We start from the raw sequence: 16,934 nt of genomic DNA on the forward strand, positions 1-16,934 counted from the left end.
TTACCGGTTGCCGCCGCCAGCCCCGTTTCCGTTCACCCGACGCCACCGCTCGCACCGGACAACCGGTGGCACGAGCGGTACCGGGGCGGGGGCCGACCTGAATCGGCCGCGGCTATTTCACCGGCTCTGTTGCCTTGATATCCCCGCAAAAGATATCGACGTTGCCATCGGTCGAAGCCGTTCGCACGACCACCGAATACTTGCCGTCAACCAGGGTTTGCAAGGGCACAGGCGCGGTTCTGGTAAAGGACCAGCCGCGTACGGGTTGGCGTTCGGTGTTGACGGTGTCGTTCATCGCGTAGGCGACTGACCCGGGTTGCTCGCAGCTGCCGTTATTGATGAAGGAGTAAAGACGCAGGGGCAGGGTAACCCCCATTGGAGCACCGCTGATGAAGAAACTGAGCCCGGTTTTCTTGTCCCAGTCGGTCAAGGTGACGGTGCCGATCTGGCCGGCGTTTTGCCGGGTGGCGACCAGGTTGACGTTCACACCGTGGGTCGATGAAGTGGTGCAGCCGAAAAGGCTTGCCGCAACCATGAGTGCGGCCAGTGAGGTTCTGAGCTTCATTGCCAAACTCCTGAGTTGAAGAACTGCAATGGGGGGAATTAGCGGGTATAGCTCATTTATTGCTTTCATGACGTCGTCCATATAAGGCTTTCCATTTTTTAGTGGTGATGGTGGGGCGTCTGTCTCCTTCGCCAGCCATGTGGCGGCGTAGCCGTGCAAACCGGCTACATTTGTAACTGGTCGAGTCTGCGTGGATTGCTTGCTGGCACACGCGCTTCGATGCCGATGAAGGTTTGCAATGGTTATGCGTGCAGTTAACGGATTGTGCGGTCAGTTGAGCCCACTCATCATCCGCACGGGACGATTTGCCACTGGAGTGACTGATGAATCAACAAGGCAGCCATCCGCAAGAGCGGATTCCAGGCACCCCACAGCGGGGAACCTTGCGCAGCCTGTTGATCCCGGAGTGGCTCGGCAGCTACCGGCCAGACTGGCTGCGAGGCGATGTGGTCGCCGGGCTGACGGCAGCGGCCGTGGTCATTCCAAAGGCGCTGGCGTACGCCACTATTGCCGGCCTTCCGGTGCAGGTCGGGCTGTACACGGTGCTGGTGCCGATGGTGATCTATGCCGTGCTCGGCACGTCGCGCCCGCTTAGCGTCAGCACCACGACCACCCTGGCCATTCTCGCCGGCTCCGCGCTGGGCCAGATCAGCCCCGGTGGCGATGCGGCGACCTTGCTCGCGGCTTCCGCCACGCTGGCCCTGATGGTGGGTGCGATCCTGATCGTCGCCGGGCTCTTGCGCCTGGGTTTCGTCGCCAATTTCATTTCCGAGCCGGTGCTGGTGGGTTTCAAGGCCGGCATCGGGGTGGTCATCGTGCTCGACCAGTTGCCCAAACTGTTGGGCACGCACATCGACAAAGGCGGCTTCCTGCACAACCTGGTGGCCACGGTCCAGAGCGTCGGCCATGCCTCGCTGCCGACCGTGGCGGTCGGCGTGTTCATGGTCCTGCTGCTGGTGGGAATGAAGCGTTTTACACCACGACTGCCAGCGCCTTTGATTGCGGTGGCGCTTGGCATCATCGGCATGAGCCTGTTTGGTCTGGAGCGCTTTGGTGTGTCCGCCGTCGGCGTGGTGCCGATCGGGTTGCCCGCGCCGACCCTGCCGGTATGGTCGATGGCCGAGACCCTGTGGTCCTCGGCGATGGGTATCGCGCTGATGAGTTTCACCGAAACCATCGCGGCGGGGCGCGCGTTTGCCCGCAGTGACGAGCCCGCGCCACAACCGAACCGGGAGCTGCTGGCCACGGGCGTTGCCAACATCGGCGGTGCGTTTCTCGGGGCCATGGTCGCCGGTGGCGGGACCACCCAGACGGCGGTGAACCGCCTGGCCGGCGCCCGTTCGCAACTGGCCGCACTGGTCACCGCCGCACTGGCACTGGGCACGTGCCTGCTGCTGGCACCGCTTATTGGCCTGATGCCCAACGCCACGCTCGCTGCCGTGGTGATCGTGTATTCGGTGGGCCTGATCGAGCCGGCGGAATTTCGCGAGATCCTGTCGGTTCGCCGTACCGAATTTGCCTGGGCCGTGGTGGCCATGATCGGCGTGATACTGCTGGGCACGCTGCAAGGGATCGTCGTGGCGATCATCGTCTCGTTGCTGGCCCTGGCCTATCAGGTCTCGGACCCGCCCGTGCATGTCCTGGGACGCAAGCCTGGCACCAATGTGTACCGACCGCAGTCCGCCGAGCACATCGATGACGAACACTTTGACGGGTTGCTGTTGCTCAGGCCCGAAGGGCGGGTGTTCTTCGCCAATGCCGAGCGCATCGCCGACAAGATCCGGCCGCTGATTGACGTGGCGAACCCCAAGGTCGTGGTCCTGGACCTGCGCAGCGTGTTCGACCTGGAATACACCGCGCTGAAAATGCTCACCGGGGCGGAACAGCGACTGCAGGAAAAAGGCATTTCATTGTGGCTGGTGGGCATGAGCCCGAGCGTATGGGAAATGGTCATCAAGGCACCCCTGGGCCATGCGCTGGGCGAGGCGCGCATGTTCCTGAACCTGGAACTGGCGGTTGAACATTATCAGCGCAGTCGACGCTGAATGAACGCGGCCGGGGGCGCTCCGGACGCTATGTGACGCATTGAAGGAGTTAACGGGCATGGCGAAGAAGAAGGCGGCAAGCAAAAGCAAACCGGTTGAAAGCGGCAAGCTCAAGAACAAAGTGTATCTCGAGGAGCTGGCGCAGCTGCATGTCGAGATGGTCAAGTTGCAGGAGTGGGTGCAGCACACGGGCGCCAAGGTCTGCATCATCTTCGAGGGCCGTGATGGCGCCGGCAAGGGCGGGACCATCAAGGCGCTCACCGAACGGGTCAGTCCGCGGGTGTTCCGGGTAATGGCGTTGCCGGCGCCGACCGAGCGGGAAAAAAGCCAGATGTATGTGCAGCGTTATCTGCCGCACCTGCCGGCGGCCGGTGAAGTGGTGATCTTCGATCGCAGCTGGTACAACCGCGCCGGTGTGGAGCGGGTCATGGGCTTTTGCAGCGAAGAACAAGTGCGCAATTTTCTCACCGTGGTGCCGCGCGTCGAGCAGGCACTGGTGGAATCGGGAATCATCCTGATCAAATACTGGCTTGAAGTGAGCCAGGAAGAACAGACCCGACGCCTCAAGGAGCGTATCACCGACGGGCGCAAGATCTGGAAGCTGTCGCCCATGGACCTCAAGTCCTATAACCGCTGGTACGACTACTCCCGTGCCCGGGACGATATGTTCGAGGCCACCGACACCGAATTCGCCCCGTGGCGGGTCGCCAACTCGAATGACAAGCGACGGGCGCGACTGAACATCATCAGCGATGTGCTGAACAGTATTCCTTATGAAGAAGTACGGCGGGCGAAAGTGAAGCTGCCCAAGCGCCAAAGTCCCGGCAACTATCGGGATCCGAACTATCCGTTCAAGTACATCGCAGAGAAATTCTGAAGTCTGCCTGGTCTGTGCTGCCTGTTCCCGGTTCTGGACCGGGCGCAGGCAGTCATGACATTCCACCCCACCCCACCCCACCCCACCCCTGGTTTTCCTGGAAAACCGTATCGACTGGTTTCACTCCGACTGCATTGAGTCGCCTTCAAAGCACGCCAATAAGCTATTTGTAGGAAACTTCTTAAATAGCGTAGGGAAATTGCTTTTTATAGTGAGAGTAAGTTCCCAGCGCGGTGTACGTTCGGTCTTTATATGTTTGTCGTGGGTAGAATGACTTCGTACGATAGTTCACCATTGCCTCCGGAAAGTTTTAAGCTTTTGTTTCATTGATTGCAGTTTCACTTCAAAAGGTTCATTTTTTTGCGGTCGAGAAAAGATCGAGAACGATGGCTGTTAGTTTATCTGGATATGTCAATGCAATGGCTGAACCAGATTTTTGTAGTTGATTATTTGTAACTGTGCATGCAGTTACAAATATCCAAGGAGGATTTATGGCTTCTGGTAGTTTTCAAAACGAAGTGCCAAAGGCACGAATCAACATCAAACTCGATTTGCATACTGGCGATGCCCAGAAAAAAACCGAATTGCCGCTCAAGTTGATGGTGATGGGTGACTACAGTAACGGCAAGGAACAGCGCCCTTTATCCGAGAGAAGCAAAGTCGCCATCGACAAGAACAACTTCGATAGCGTACTGGCCGAATTTTCTCCCGAGCTCAAGCTGGCGGTGGCCAATACCCTGGTGGAGGATGCCAGCGACGCGGAGGTCGTTCTGGGTTTCCAGAGCATGAAGGATTTCGAGCCAGAGCAGGTGGCCCGGCAAATTCCGCAGCTGCGCGCACTGCTGGCAATGCGCAACCTGCTGCGCGACCTCAAGTCCAACCTTCTGGACAATGCCAGGTTTCGTCTGGAGCTGGAGCGAATCCTCATGGACGAGGCACTGACTGACGAACTGCGAGGCGAGTTGGCTGCATTGGCTCCGCAAGCCGTTCGTTAATTAACCTCGGTCTGTTTAAAAGGAAGTTTTCACAATGTCTATCGAACATTCTCACATGCAATCGCGTGGCACTACGGTGTTGCCTGAAGAAAGCCAGGGTGTGTATGGCGCACTGTTTGGCAAGATCAATCTCAATCCGGTAAAAGCGTTGGGCGAGATTGAAATGTTTCAAAGCTCCGAGGCACTGTCGGACGTTTCTGTCGATGAGCGTGTTACCGCTGCGGTCAGTGTTTTCCTGAAGTTGATAAAGCAGTCTTCGCGCAAGGTCCGGCGTCTGGACAGGACACTGCTGGATGAACATATCGCATCGCTGGATGCGCAAATCAGCCGCCAATTGGACGCTGTGATGCATCACCCGGATTTCCAGCGGGTCGAGTCCACCTGGCGCGGTGTGAAATCGTTGATCGATCAGACCGATTTCCGCCAGAACGTGCGGATCGAATTGCTGGATATCAGCAAGGATCACCTGGTCCAGGATTTCGAGGATGCACCAGAGATCGCGCAAAGCGGTCTGTACATGCATACCTACACCCAGGAGTACGACACACCGGGCGGTGAGCCGATCGCCGCTGCCATTTCCAACTTCGAATTCGACCGCAGCCCGCAAGACATTGCCTTGCTGCGCAGTATTTCCAAAGTCTCGGCAGCAGCGCACATGCCTTTCATTGGCTCCGTCGGCCCAGCCTTTTTTGGCAAGCGCTCTATGGAAGAAGTGGCCGCCATCAAAGACATCGGCAACTACTTTGACCGTGCCGAATACCTCAAGTGGAAAGCGTTCCGCGACAGCGATGATGCGCGATACATCGGTTTGCTCATGCCCCGTGTGCTGGGCCGTCTGCCTTATGGCCCGGACACCGTTCCGGTGCGCAGCTTCAACTACGTCGAAAGCGTCAAGGGGCCGGACCACGACAAGTACCTGTGGACAAACGCCTCGTTCGCCTTCGCGGCCAACATGGTCAAGAGTTTCATCGCCAACGGCTGGTGCGTGCAGATCCGCGGTCCGCAGTCTGGCGGCGCGGTCACCGACCTGCCGATCCACTTGTACGATCTGGGCACTGGCAATCAGGTGAAGATTCCTTCGGAAGTGATGATTCCGGAAACTCGCGAGTTCGAGTTCGCCAACCTCGGTTTCATCCCGCTGTCGTACTACAAGAACCGTGACTATGCGTGCTTCTTCTCGGCCAACTCCACGCAGAAGCCGGCGTTGTACGACACCCCGGAGGCCTCCGCCAACAGCCGGATCAATGCGCGCCTGCCGTACATCTTCCTGCTGTCACGCATTGCCCATTACCTGAAGCTGATCCAGCGCGAAAACATCGGCACCACCAAGGATCGCCGTTTGTTGGAGCTGGAGTTGAACAAGTGGGTCAGCGGGCTGGTCACCGAGATGAACGATCCGGGCGACTCGCTGCAGGCTTCGCACCCGTTGCGGGCTGGCCGGGTCACCGTCGAAGACATCGAGGACAACCCGGGTTTCTTCCGCGTCAAGTTGTATGCCGTGCCGCATTTCCAGGTGGAAGGCATGGACGTCAACCTGTCGCTGGTTTCGCAGATGCCCAAGGCGAAAGCCTGATTCCTGCTCACACCCACGCCACTTCGTAGGGATACGACCTCATGAAAATCGACCGCCCCTTGTGGGCCGCGGGGGCATTGCTGTCCCCACAGCAATTCCAGCAGCAGGCGCGCTGGGAGGCCTGGGCCAACGAGTGCCTGGCTCGTCTGTGCCTGGTGCACCCTTGGGGCGTTCGCAGTGTCGCCTTCGACCTGGAAGCTCTGCGCCTGGGCACGCTCAAGGCCACCCGGCTCAATCTGCGGATGCCGGACGGTACCCTGATCGACAGCGATCAAGTGGATCGGCTGCCCCCCGGTCTCGACCTGTCGCGCCTGCAGACCGGTGACAGCCAGACAGCTACCTTGCTGCTGGCCCTGCCGCTGGAGCAGGCCAATGGCAACAACTGCCTGTTCGATGGCGGGCAAGGGGATCGGCCTACCCGATATCGCCAGGACTGGCGACGGGTGCAGGACATCTACACCGATGAGGTGCAATCGGTCGGCGTGCTGGAACAGGTGCTGAGCCTGCGCTTCGAGCACGACGAGAACGGCGATTACCTGACCTGTCCCATCGCACGGTTGATGCGCGACGGGCAGGGCGCCTGGAGCCTTGACCCCGATTACATTCCGCCGTTGCTCAGTTTCGCCGCGCACCCGGGGTTGCTGACGCAATTGGATAACCTGTTGAGCCAGCTGTCCTCCAAACGCCAGCGACTGATGGGCATGCGCCGCGAAAGCAATCAACGCATGGCCGACTTCGCCGTTGCCGACGTGTCATTGTTCTGGCTGCTCAATGCCTTGAACACTTACCAGCCGGTGTTGGCCGATCTCAAGGCCTGGCCTGCGCGACCTCCCGAGCAGGTCTATCTGGAGTTGACGAAACTGGCCGGCAGCCTGCTGACCTTTTCCCTCGAACACGATGTCGAGCAGATTCCGCCTTACCGCCACGAAGACCTGGAAAGTGTGTTCCCGCCACTTTTGCGCATGATTTCCACCTTGCTGGAGGCCAGCCTGCCTTCGCGGGTCATTGCCCTGGACCTTGAAGAAAGTTCGGCCAATCGCTGGCAGGTGCGCCTCGATGACCATCGACTGCGCGAGCCAGACAGCGCCGACTTCTACCTGTCGGTGCGTTGCCGCCTGCCAGCGGTGCAACTGCAGAGCCAGTTCCCGCGCCTGTGCAAGATCGGTACACCGGACGAAGTCGATCAACTGGTCAACGCCGCCCTCGACGGCGTGCCGTTGCAGTCCCTCAGCCATGTGCCGGCGGCCATTCCCCTGCGCCTGGAAAACCAGTACTTCGCCCTCGACCTCAACCATGTCAAGGGCAAAGCCATTCTGGCTCAGGGCGTTTGTGCCTTCTACGTCCCGAGCACCCTGGCCGACGTCAAACTTGAACTGTTCGCGGTACTACGTGCATGAACCTGATCGAAACGAAAAAACACGACGCGGTTGATATCGACGCATTGCTGCAGGACAGCTATCTGCTGGTGGTCGAGTTGCGGCAGGGGGCGTCGGCGCAGAACAGCGATGAAGTCAAAGCGCTGTGCGTGCAGCAGGTTGAGCGCGTTCGCCAGTCTCTCGAAGAGGCCGGCCTGGCGCAACGCAGCATCGACCATATCAGCCATGCGCAATGCGCGTTGCTGGATGAAACCATGCTCAACCTCACCCGCGACAATGCCCATTCGCGCTGGGCCAGCGAACCCTTGCAAACGAAGTTTTTCAATCGCCATCAGGCCGGGGTGTTCCTTTATGAGGACATGCGTGAGGTGCTGCGCGAACCCGCAGCGGATCCGCTTGTGTTGACTGCGTTCCAACGGGTATTGACCCTGGGCTTCAAGGGTCTTTATGCCGATATCAATGATCCGGAGCGCGAGCAACTGTTGACCACCCTGAATGAACGGGTCGCCCCTTTGCAATTGCATCGGCGGTCGACCGCAACGGTCAGCGGCGGTCGAGGCCTTACGGTGAGCCCGGGCCTGCGCTCGCCCCTGGTCAATGCCCTGGTAGCCGGCCTGTTGCTGGTCGGTGTCTGGTACGGGCTCGATCAGTGGTTGGGTAGTCTTGTGGCGACGCTATTGTCCGCAGCAGCCTGAGGTGAGCCAATGACGCTCAAACTCAAACAAGGGCTCTGGCTGTGGGCAGGGGCGCTGGCCTTGATGCTGCTGGCGATCATCCCGCTTGGCGGATGGACGCGTGTGGTCGGGGTCTTGATCGTTGTCGGCAGTGTTGCGCTGGCGTGGGGCCGGGCAGTGCGTCAGGCAGCGCTGCAACGGGACCTGCCCGGTTCGCTCGATGATTTCGCAATGCCACCGGCGAACTACCGCCATCCTGTGGTGCTGGTCTGTGGCGACGGCCTGTCCGGCCTGTTTGGCGAGGCGGGCGCCGATCATCCTGCGCAGCGCTTGACCGAGCAGGGATGTTACTTGCGGGTCTCCCGTGTGGAACAGCTGCCGGGGCTGGTCGACAGCATCATGACCTTGCGTCCCCAGTGGGGCGGACAGCTCAGTGTGATGTTTGTCGTCAACCCGGGCGAGCACACCAATGTTGCGGTATTGGCCGGGCAGGTGCACACCTTCAATCATCAGGTCGCGCTGACGCGCAAGCGTGGCTTCACGTTGCCATTGATGCTGGTCAGCTATTTGCAGTCCCCGGCAGCCAAAGGGGCCTGGTTCAGCTGGGGCGCAGGCCAGGAGCACTGCAACATTCTGCAGGCCGGGGCCAGCTTCAGCCAGAGCGACTGGTATCGGCAATCCGCCCAGAGTGCAGTCCGCACTCAACGATTGCAGGCCGGTATTCAGATCAACACTGCCGCCGAGTGGCTGGATGAATATGTCCTGGCGCACTTCACCCGCCGTGACGGTCGCCAGCCTGCCGGCCTGCCGCTGGTGTGGGCCTGCACTTTGGTACCGACTCTGCCCGGGCATGTGGCCGGCAACTTGTGGCGGCAATGGCAGCGGGACAAGACCGCGCTGATGGACGCCGATGTCGCTGTACAAGCAACGGGGGAACCGCTGCCGTTTCCTGATCCTTTACTGACTCTACTACCCCGGCAGGCACAACGTTCGCCGCGGCGTGGCGCAATCGTGACAGCGGTTTGGCTGTTCACCTTCGCTGCCGTTGTCGCCCTTACCAGCTCGGGCTGGCAGAACACCTTGCTGCTGCGTCAGGTCAGCGACGACCTGCGGCGCTACACAGCCATCGAGCCGACGGCGCGTCCTGGGCAACCCGAGTTCGCCCCGCGTGAAGATGCGTTGAACGTGCTGCGCGAGGACGCGGTGCGACTGGACTCGTACTACCGCCTGGGCGTCCCCATGGCTCTGGGTTTTGGTCTGTATCACGGCGAGCGCCTGCGTGACCGGGTGTTGACGACCATCGCCGATCACAAGCAACCGTCGACCCGCCCGCTGGTGGCACGTACCGCGCGAACGGTGCGCCTGGACAGTCTGTCGCTGTTCAGCAGTGCCAGCGCCCGGCTCAAGCCCGAATCAACCAGGGTGCTGATCGATGCCTTGGTCGGCATCAAGGCCCAACCTGGCTGGCTGATCGTCATCGCCGGGCACACCGATGCCGTGGGCAGCGACGAACACAATCTGCAGTTATCCCGCGCCCGTGCGGCAGCGGTACGTGACTGGATGCAACGCATGGGCGGCATCCCCGACAGCTGTTTCGCGGTGCAGGGCTTTGGCAAGAGCCAGCCGATCGCGAGCAATGACACCGAGGCGGGGCGTCAGGCCAACCGTCGCGTCGATATCCGTCTGGTGCCGGAAGCGGGGGCCTGCGCGCTACCCACGGCCGGGGCCGACGTAAAACCCCTGTCGCAAGCGCGGCAACTGTGAACTGAAAAAGGAGCTTGATATGGCAAATCCCATTTACGCCTGGCTGAAAGATAAAGAGGGCAAGGAAATCAAAGGTTCGGTGACCGTGCATGGACGGGAGGGCAGCATCGAAGTGCTTTCCCAGCAACATGGCCTGACCCTCCCTTATGACCCCAGTAGCGGCAAAGCATCCGGCTTGCGGGTCCATACACCGTTTGTATTTACCAAGGCACTCGATTCCTCCAGCACCCTTCTGCTCAAGGCGCTCTCCGACAACAAGGAACTGATGGAGGCTACGTTCAGGTGGTACGACAGCAGCAAAGGTGAGGTGCAAGAAGTCGAGTATTACCGTGTCGTGCTGAAAGACGTCAGGGTGGTGAGCATCCAGGCGAAAACCGACAACTTCAAAGACCCGGCCTCACAGAATATTTACCCCATGGAAGAAATTCAGCTGGCTTACCGGGAGATCGAATGGACCTTCGTTGAGGGGAACCTGATCCACGACGATAAGTGGGATACACGTCAGACCTCATAACCCTGAACAGCCAGCAGGCAGGCCTCAGCCTGCTGGTTCCGGTGGGCTGGGTTGAGCGTCCGTTCATGGACGTTCAACCCAGCCCATCCCGCCCTCTGTATCGCCAAAATCGACCACCCGCTGAACCTTCAGCACAAGGACGTATCGCCATGACCCACACCTCCACGCGCCTGCTTCGTCGCCTCAACCCTTATTGCGCCCAGGCGCTCAGCGCGGCGGCGTCTCTGTGTCAAAGCCGAGCCCATGGACGGATCAGCATCGAACACTGGCTGCTCAAGTTGCTGGAGCTGGGCGAGGGCGACCTGACCCTTATCGCGCGTCGCCATGAGTGGGACATGGATGTGCTGTGGCGCGGCTTGCTCGACCATCTCGACATGCTGCCGCGCAGCGTGCAGGGCAAGCCGCAGTTGTGCGGCCGGTTGCACAAGCTGATCGAGAACGCCTGGCTGCGAGCGTCCCTGGACGGCCATGACAGCGTGCGTTCCGTCCACCTGCTCGGCGCCTTGCTGGAAAATCCGGAGCTGTTGGCGTGCGAAGCGGCCTTGCCATTGCTGAGTCTCAGTTCGACTCAGTTGCAGCAATTGGATACGTTGCTCGATCAGCACTCCGAGGAACGATCACAGGTACAGCAGGACAAGGCACTGGATCAACCCATGGTGACTCCACTCCAGGTTGGCGCCAGCCACGATGCCATGCAAGCGGTGCTCGACAAATTCACTCAGGACATCACAGCCAAGGCGAAGTCCGGGCAGATCGACCCGGTGTTCGGGCGTGACGATGAAATCCGCCAGGTCATCGACATCCTCAGCCGGCGGCGCAAGAACAACCCGATCCTCGTCGGCGAGCCCGGCGTCGGCAAGACCGCGCTGGTCGAAGGCCTGGCCCTGCGCATTGCCGATGGCAACGTGCCCGACAGCCTCAAGGCAGTCAGCGTGCGCACCCTGGACCTTGGCCTGCTGCAAGCAGGCGCCGGGGTAAAAGGCGAATTCGAACAACGCCTGAAAAACGTCATCGACGCCGTGCAGCAGTCGGCCAACCCGGTGCTGCTGTTCATCGACGAGGCTCACACCCTGATCGGCGCCGGTAACCAGGCGGGCGGGGCGGATGCGGCGAATCTGCTCAAGCCGGCCCTCGCGCGAGGCGAATTGCGCACCATCGCCGCGACCACCTGGAGCGAATACAAACAGTACTTCGAGCGCGATGCCGCCCTGGAGCGGCGCTTTCAGATGGTCAAGGTCGACGAGCCGGACGATGCCAGCGCCTGCCTGATGCTGCGTGGCCTCAAGGCGCGTTACGCCAGCCATCACGGCGTGCACATTCAGGACGCGGCGGTGCAGGCCGCGGTCAGCCTGTCGCGGCGCTACCTCACGGGCCGCCAGCTGCCGGACAAGGCCGTCGACCTGCTCGACACCGCCAGCGCGCGGGTGCGCATGAGCCTCGACTGCGAGCCCCAGGCACTGGTGCGGCTCAAGGCCCGGCATGCCGCGCTGGAGCTGGAGCGGCGCGCACTGGAACAGGATGTGCAACTCAATGGCAGCGACTTGAGCGAACGATTGACGCTGATCGCCGGGCAGCAGGTCGAGATGCAACAACAGCAGGACGACTTGCTGTGCCAGTACCGCTATGAACTTGACCTGACCCGACAATTGCTCGATGCGCGTCAGGCCGAACCGGCCCGCAGCGACCTCTGCGCGAAACTGCAGGAGCAATTGCTGCGGGCCCAGGGCAGCCAGCCAATGCTGTCCCTGGACGTCGATGCACGCAGTGTTGCGGAAGTCATCGCCGACTGGACCGGCGTGCCCCTGGGCAGTTTGCTCAAGGACGAACAAGCCAGCCTGCTGACTCTGGAATGGCAACTCGGCGAGCGGGTGATTGGCCAGGAATCTGCCCTCGGTGCCTTGGCCCAGCACCTGCGCGCAGCCAAGACCGGCTTGACCGAAGAGCAGGCGCCGTTGGGGGTATTCCTGTTGGTGGGCACCAGCGGCGTCGGCAAGACCGAAACCGCCCTGGCGCTGGCGGACTGCCTGTTCGGTGGCGAAAAATCCCTGATCACCCTCAACCTGTCCGAGTACCAGGAAGCCCACACCGTCAGCCAGCTCAAGGGCTCGCCACCGGGTTACGTCGGTTACGGCCAGGGCGGCGTGCTCACCGAAGCGGTGCGCCAGCGGCCCTATAGCGTGGTGCTGCTGGATGAAGTGGAAAAGGCCCACCGCGACGTGCTCAACCTGTTCTACCAGGTGTTCGACCGCGGCTTCATGCGTGATGGCGAAGGACGCGAAATCGACTTCCGCAACACTGTCATCCTGATGACCTCCAACCTTGGCAGCGATGAGCTGCAAAACGGTCTGCGCGAACAGCCCGAAGCCAGCGACAGCGACTTGCACGAATGGCTGCGACCGCTGCTGCGCGAGCACTTCCAGCCGGCGTTGCTCGCCCGCTTCCAGACCCTGATCTACCGCCCGCTGCTGGCCGACGCGCTCAAGCATATCGTCGCCCTGAAACTTGCCAAGGTCGCCAGTCGCCTGCACAGCCATTACGGCCTGGCCTGCCTGATTGAGGATGGCCTGCACGATGCATTGGTCGCCGCCTGCCTGCTGCCCGACACCGGTGCGCGCAACATCGACAGCCTGCTCAACCAGCAGATTCTGCCGGTCCTCAGCCAACAGCTGCTGCAGCGTCAGGCCGCCAAATACAAAACCCTTGGCGTGACCCTGGGCTTTAGTGAAGAGGAGGGCATCACGCTGCAATTCACCGACGGACCTTCAGTCGTTGCACCTGAGGGCCGAGCATGAACCCTGTCTTCGGCCGCAACCGCCACACACTCAAGATCGACCAGCTCGACACCCACCTCGACGTCCTCGCCTTCGAGGGCCATGAGCACCTTAGCCAACCCTACCTCTACCGCATCGAATTCACCGCCAGCGACCTCGACATCGGCGCGGAAAAATTCATCGGCCAGTACGCCGAATTCARCCTGTTCGCCGACCCCTCGACCCTGCGCGTGGCCTCTTGGGAAGTACCCARACCGCCCAAGCCCCTGCGCACCGTCTATGGCCGCATYACCGCCTGCCAGCGCCTGTCCGGCTCAATCGACGAAGCCCGCTACGAAGTCAYCCTGCAACCGCGCCTGGCCCTGCTCGATCGCGGCCAGCARACGCGGATCTATCAGCACCAGTCCGTGCCAGACATCGTCAAAAGCATTCTGCGCGACCGCCACGGYCTGRACACCGGGCACTTYCGCTTCAACCTCAAGCGCGAGTACCCGCAGCGCGAGCAGGTRATGCAGTACCAGGAAAGCGACCTGGCCTTCATCAGCCGSMTSCTGGCCGACGTCGGCATCTGGTACCGCTGCATCCAGCACGAAGAGCTCGCCTTCGACGTTGTTGAGTTCTGCGACGACCAGCGCTGCTACCAGTTCGACGTCGAGCTGCCGCTGCGCTCGCCCTCGGGCTTCAGCAACAGCGTCGAGGACAGCGTCTGGGCCCTGCAAACCCGGCATAAGGTGGTGGAACAGCAAGTTAGCGTGCGCGCCTATCACCCCGAGGACAGCCGCGCCTACCTCGACGGCGAGGTCGACCAGACCCTCGGCGAGCCCACCACCCACGGCGTGGCCACGATCCGCGGCGTCGCCGACAACACCTACGGCGACGCCTACCACTACGCCGAACCCTACCGCGTGCTCGGCAAGTCCCACCTGCGCGACGAAGACCTGCAAAGCGAAAGCGGCTTTTTCTATGCGCGCCTGCGCCACGAACGCTACCTCAACAACCAGACCCACCTCAGCGGCACCAGCAGCAGCGCCACCCTGGCCCCGGGTCAGGTCCTGACCATCAGCGGCGACGCCCCCAAGGCCTTCGCCTCCCGCGTGGTGATCACAAARATCACCACSCGCGCCGCCCGCGACCGCAGCCTGACCTGCGATTTCGAGGCCATGCCCTACGCSTTGCGCCTGTGYTTYCGSCCMGAGGTSCCGCCCAAACCACAAATCGCCGGCACCCTGCCGGCACGCATCACCCACCCCCAGAGCAACCCCCTGTACACCGAAATCGATATGCAAGGGCGCTACCGGGTCAAGTTCCTCTTCGACCGCGACACCTGGCCCGCCGGCCGCGAAAGCAAATGGCTGCGCCAGGCCCGCGCCTACGCCGGCGACACCTACGGCCTGCACCTGCCGCTGATCGCTGGCACCGAAGTCGCCATCGCTTTCGAGCAGGGCGACCCGGACCGCCCCTACATCGCCCACGCCCTGCACGACGACCAGCACCCGGACCTGGTGACCCAGCGCAACGACCACCGCAACGTGCTGCGCACGCCGGCCAACAACAAGCTGCGCATGGATGACACGCGGGGGCAGGAGCACGTCAAGCTCAGCACCGAGTATGGCGGCAAGAGTCAGCTGAATCTGGGGCATCTGGTGGATGGCCAGCGGAAGAAGCGGGGGGAAGGGTTTGAGCTGCGTACGGATGATTGGGGCAGTTTGCGTGCAGGGAAGGGCGTGTTCATCAGTGCCGATGCGCAAGCCAAGGCGCAAGGGCCGGTGCTCGACATGGACGCCGCCGTGGCCCGCCTGCAACAGGCCGGTGAACAGCTGCAACAGCTCTCCACTGACGCGCAGGCCGCCAAAGCCGAACCGGCGGACGTGGCCGCGCAACTGAACCTGCTGCGCCAGGATCTGGAACAGCTCAAGTCCCAGGTCCTGCTGCTCAGCGCCCCGCAAGGCATCGCCCTGACCAGCGGCCAGCACCTGCAACTGGCCGCCGAGAAAAACCTGATGCTCAACGCCGGCGGTGAAGCCAACCTCAGCGTGGTCAAGCGCCTGTTCATCGGCGTCGGCCAGGGCCTGAGCCTGTTCGTGCGCAAGCTCGGCATCAAGCTGATCGCCAACCAGGGCCCGGTGAGCGTGCAGGCGCAGAACGATCGCCTGGAACTGATTGCCCGGCATGGTCTGGACATCACCAGCACCGAAGACGAAATCCACATCACGGCAAAGAAGAGGATCGTCCTCAACGGCGGTGGCAGCTACCTCAGCCTAGAAGCGAGCGGCATCGAATCGGGCACGGCGGGGGATCACAAGGTCAAGGCGGCGCACTTCGAGTACAGCGGTGCAGCCAAACAAATACTGGAAATACCACTGCTATCCCCATTGACCGAGCACGACCACGAGTCCTTGGGGCTTACGGATTTCTCGGGCTGACCCCTGTGCCATTCAAGGAGTGAAAAAACATCATGCGCGATTTACTTGTTTGGTTTTTTGGGACCCAGGCGTTTGACCGCCACCCACAATCAGAGGCCCCCGCTCTTCCCGCTCAGCCACGGCCGACTCAAGCAACCCCACCGCCAGAGCCGGAGAGTGAAGCACTGCAAGCGTTGAAAAACTGGAGCCATCCGTTCAAGGACAAGCGCGATCCGCTGCGGCAGCTGACCCACATGGCCAACGCAGCGGCGGGCTACTACCCCTTGGGTCGAAACGGCCTCTGGCACGGCGGCGTGCATTTTGACAGCGGCACTGCCGGTCCCCTGGATCAATCCAGCGTGCATTGCCTGGCCGACGGTGAAGTGGTGGCCTACCGCATCGACACCCATTCGCCGACCACGCCCTACATCGTCAACAAACAGTCCGTAGAGAAACCGTTCTCGCGCAACTTCGTGCTGGTGCGCCATCGCCTTCAGCCGCCGAAAATCGAAGGCAGTCAGGAAACCCCACCCGGCCTGACGTTCTACAGCCTGTACATGCACCTGCGGGATTGGGCGAGTTATGAAGCAGACGTTGCGCTGCAACGTCCGGCCTTTTGGCCAGAACGTAATCTAAGGGTCAGAGCGGACGTCTCCGACACTCGCGTAGGCACCTCGACACCCAAAGGGTTGATAGTGCTGACCAAGCCGGCTGAAGGCGGTCATATGCTTGACCTCGACCTGCTGCCACCCGGCACGCCAGTGGTGGTCAGTGGCGAGGGCAAATACCGCAAGCTGGAACACTCCCGGGGCCCGGCTTCACTGCGTAACGCCGATGGCTCTCTGCAAGGCTATGTTGCCTTCCGCAACCTGGACCACGTCAGCGGTGCGACCTATCGGGTCAGTTCTTCCGGTGACCACATGAATGTTCGGTCCCGCTTCGATCTCAACGGTCGTGATTTGCTCCATTTGAGGCAAGGAACGGAAATCACCATCAGTGGTGAAGGCGAGTTTCGCAAGCTGGAAAGCATCAGCCAATACGTGCTGGCCGCGTCGCTGCAGGGAGAGCCAGCAGCGCTGACAGATCAGGTGGTGGTGCTCGACCACCCGCTACCGATCAAGGCCGGGAATCTGATAGGCCATATCGGTCGATATCACGAATGCCGTGCCGAGCACCCGGAAGAGAAACTGCACCTGGAAGTGTTCAGTGGCGATGACGTCGATATTTTCATCGAGGCCAGTCGTGCCTGGGCTCAGCGCCTGCCAGATAAAGACAAGACCTGGCTGAAGCTGGCCAAGGGCACGGCCGTGGTGACTCATGAAGACAATGCCACTGCCGCCCGCCTGCAGATGGCGAGTGCCTCCAGCCCACTCAGCAC

At 61.3% G+C, this 16,934-nt stretch carries 11 protein-coding genes and 1 pseudogene; 11 read left to right on the plus strand and 1 reads right to left on the minus strand.

The window, feature by feature from the left end:
• Positions 1 to 112 precede the first annotated feature (112 nt).
• On the minus strand, positions 113 to 565 hold the full coding sequence (locus AC1DVE_RS23840; RefSeq protein ID WP_046042397.1) for a hypothetical protein: 453 nt from the start codon (positions 563 to 565) through the stop codon (positions 113 to 115).
• Between the two features lie 323 nt (positions 566 to 888).
• Between AC1DVE_RS23840 and AC1DVE_RS23845 the strand changes: the two genes are divergently transcribed.
• The 11 genes and pseudogenes from AC1DVE_RS23845 to AC1DVE_RS23895 all read left to right on the plus strand — a co-directional run.
• Positions 889 to 2,610 (plus strand): SulP family inorganic anion transporter, encoded by a 1,722-nt coding sequence (locus AC1DVE_RS23845; RefSeq protein WP_223456675.1) that lies wholly within the window; start codon positions 889 to 891, stop codon positions 2,608 to 2,610.
• A gap of 58 nt (positions 2,611 to 2,668) precedes the next feature.
• Positions 2,669 to 3,487: a polyphosphate kinase 2 gene (gene ppk2, locus AC1DVE_RS23850; protein WP_046042395.1), complete on the plus strand. Its 819-nt coding sequence runs from the start codon at positions 2,669 to 2,671 to the stop codon at positions 3,485 to 3,487.
• A 491-nt stretch (positions 3,488 to 3,978) separates the two neighbouring features.
• Positions 3,979 to 4,482 carry a type VI secretion system contractile sheath small subunit gene (gene tssB / locus AC1DVE_RS23855; protein WP_046042394.1) on the plus strand — a complete coding sequence of 168 codons (504 nt, stop codon included), beginning with the start codon at positions 3,979 to 3,981 and terminating at the stop codon, positions 4,480 to 4,482.
• A 34-nt stretch (positions 4,483 to 4,516) separates the two neighbouring features.
• On the plus strand, positions 4,517 to 6,055 hold the full coding sequence (gene tssC / locus AC1DVE_RS23860; RefSeq protein ID WP_223534800.1) for a type VI secretion system contractile sheath large subunit: 1,539 nt from the start codon (positions 4,517 to 4,519) through the stop codon (positions 6,053 to 6,055).
• Positions 6,056 to 6,096: 41 nt separating this feature from the next.
• Positions 6,097 to 7,452 carry a type VI secretion system baseplate subunit TssK gene (gene tssK / locus AC1DVE_RS23865; protein WP_046042391.1) on the plus strand — a complete coding sequence of 452 codons (1,356 nt, stop codon included), beginning with the start codon at positions 6,097 to 6,099 and terminating at the stop codon, positions 7,450 to 7,452.
• Positions 7,449 to 8,126 carry a type VI secretion system protein TssL, short form gene (gene tssL / locus AC1DVE_RS23870; RefSeq protein WP_223456689.1) on the plus strand — a complete coding sequence of 226 codons (678 nt, stop codon included), beginning with the start codon at positions 7,449 to 7,451 and terminating at the stop codon, positions 8,124 to 8,126. Before tssK ends, tssL begins: the two co-directional genes overlap by 4 nt.
• 9 nt (positions 8,127 to 8,135) lie before the next feature.
• Positions 8,136 to 9,869 carry an OmpA family protein gene (locus tag AC1DVE_RS23875; RefSeq protein ID WP_223456690.1) on the plus strand — a complete coding sequence of 578 codons (1,734 nt, stop codon included), beginning with the start codon at positions 8,136 to 8,138 and terminating at the stop codon, positions 9,867 to 9,869.
• A 19-nt stretch (positions 9,870 to 9,888) separates the two neighbouring features.
• Positions 9,889 to 10,383 carry a type VI secretion system tube protein TssD gene (gene tssD, locus AC1DVE_RS23880; RefSeq protein WP_223456692.1) on the plus strand — a complete coding sequence of 165 codons (495 nt, stop codon included), beginning with the start codon at positions 9,889 to 9,891 and terminating at the stop codon, positions 10,381 to 10,383.
• Positions 10,384 to 10,532: 149 nt separating this feature from the next.
• A complete protein-coding gene (gene tssH, locus AC1DVE_RS23885; RefSeq protein WP_223543593.1) occupies positions 10,533 to 13,175 on the plus strand; it encodes a type VI secretion system ATPase TssH in 2,643 nt (880 codons plus the stop codon).
• Positions 13,172 to 15,577 (plus strand): type VI secretion system Vgr family protein, encoded by a 2,406-nt coding sequence (locus AC1DVE_RS23890; protein ID WP_477784257.1) that lies wholly within the window; start codon positions 13,172 to 13,174, stop codon positions 15,575 to 15,577. Before tssH ends, AC1DVE_RS23890 begins: the two co-directional genes overlap by 4 nt.
• A 173-nt stretch (positions 15,578 to 15,750) precedes the next feature.
• Positions 15,751 to 16,934 (plus strand): annotated as a pseudogene (locus AC1DVE_RS23895) (hypothetical protein); the annotation flags it as partial.

It is taken from the genome of Pseudomonas sp. P4_B4, from assembly GCF_056402255.1.

Bases quoted from the DNA above. Each gene is read 5' to 3' on its own strand.
- AC1DVE_RS23840 (WP_046042397.1), bottom strand. From the start codon at position 565: ATGAAGCTCAGAACCTCACTGGCCGCACTCATGGTTGCGGCAAGCCTT.
- AC1DVE_RS23845 (WP_223456675.1), top strand. From the start codon at position 889: ATGAATCAACAAGGCAGCCATCCGCAAGAGCGGATTCCAGGCACCCCA.
- ppk2 (WP_046042395.1), top strand. From the start codon at position 2,669: ATGGCGAAGAAGAAGGCGGCAAGCAAAAGCAAACCGGTTGAAAGCGGC.
- tssB (WP_046042394.1), top strand. From the start codon at position 3,979: ATGGCTTCTGGTAGTTTTCAAAACGAAGTGCCAAAGGCACGAATCAAC.
- tssC (WP_223534800.1), top strand. From the start codon at position 4,517: ATGTCTATCGAACATTCTCACATGCAATCGCGTGGCACTACGGTGTTG.
- tssK (WP_046042391.1), top strand. From the start codon at position 6,097: ATGAAAATCGACCGCCCCTTGTGGGCCGCGGGGGCATTGCTGTCCCCA.
- tssL (WP_223456689.1), top strand. From the start codon at position 7,449: ATGAACCTGATCGAAACGAAAAAACACGACGCGGTTGATATCGACGCA.
- AC1DVE_RS23875 (WP_223456690.1), top strand. From the start codon at position 8,136: ATGACGCTCAAACTCAAACAAGGGCTCTGGCTGTGGGCAGGGGCGCTG.
- tssD (WP_223456692.1), top strand. From the start codon at position 9,889: ATGGCAAATCCCATTTACGCCTGGCTGAAAGATAAAGAGGGCAAGGAA.
- tssH (WP_223543593.1), top strand. From the start codon at position 10,533: ATGACCCACACCTCCACGCGCCTGCTTCGTCGCCTCAACCCTTATTGC.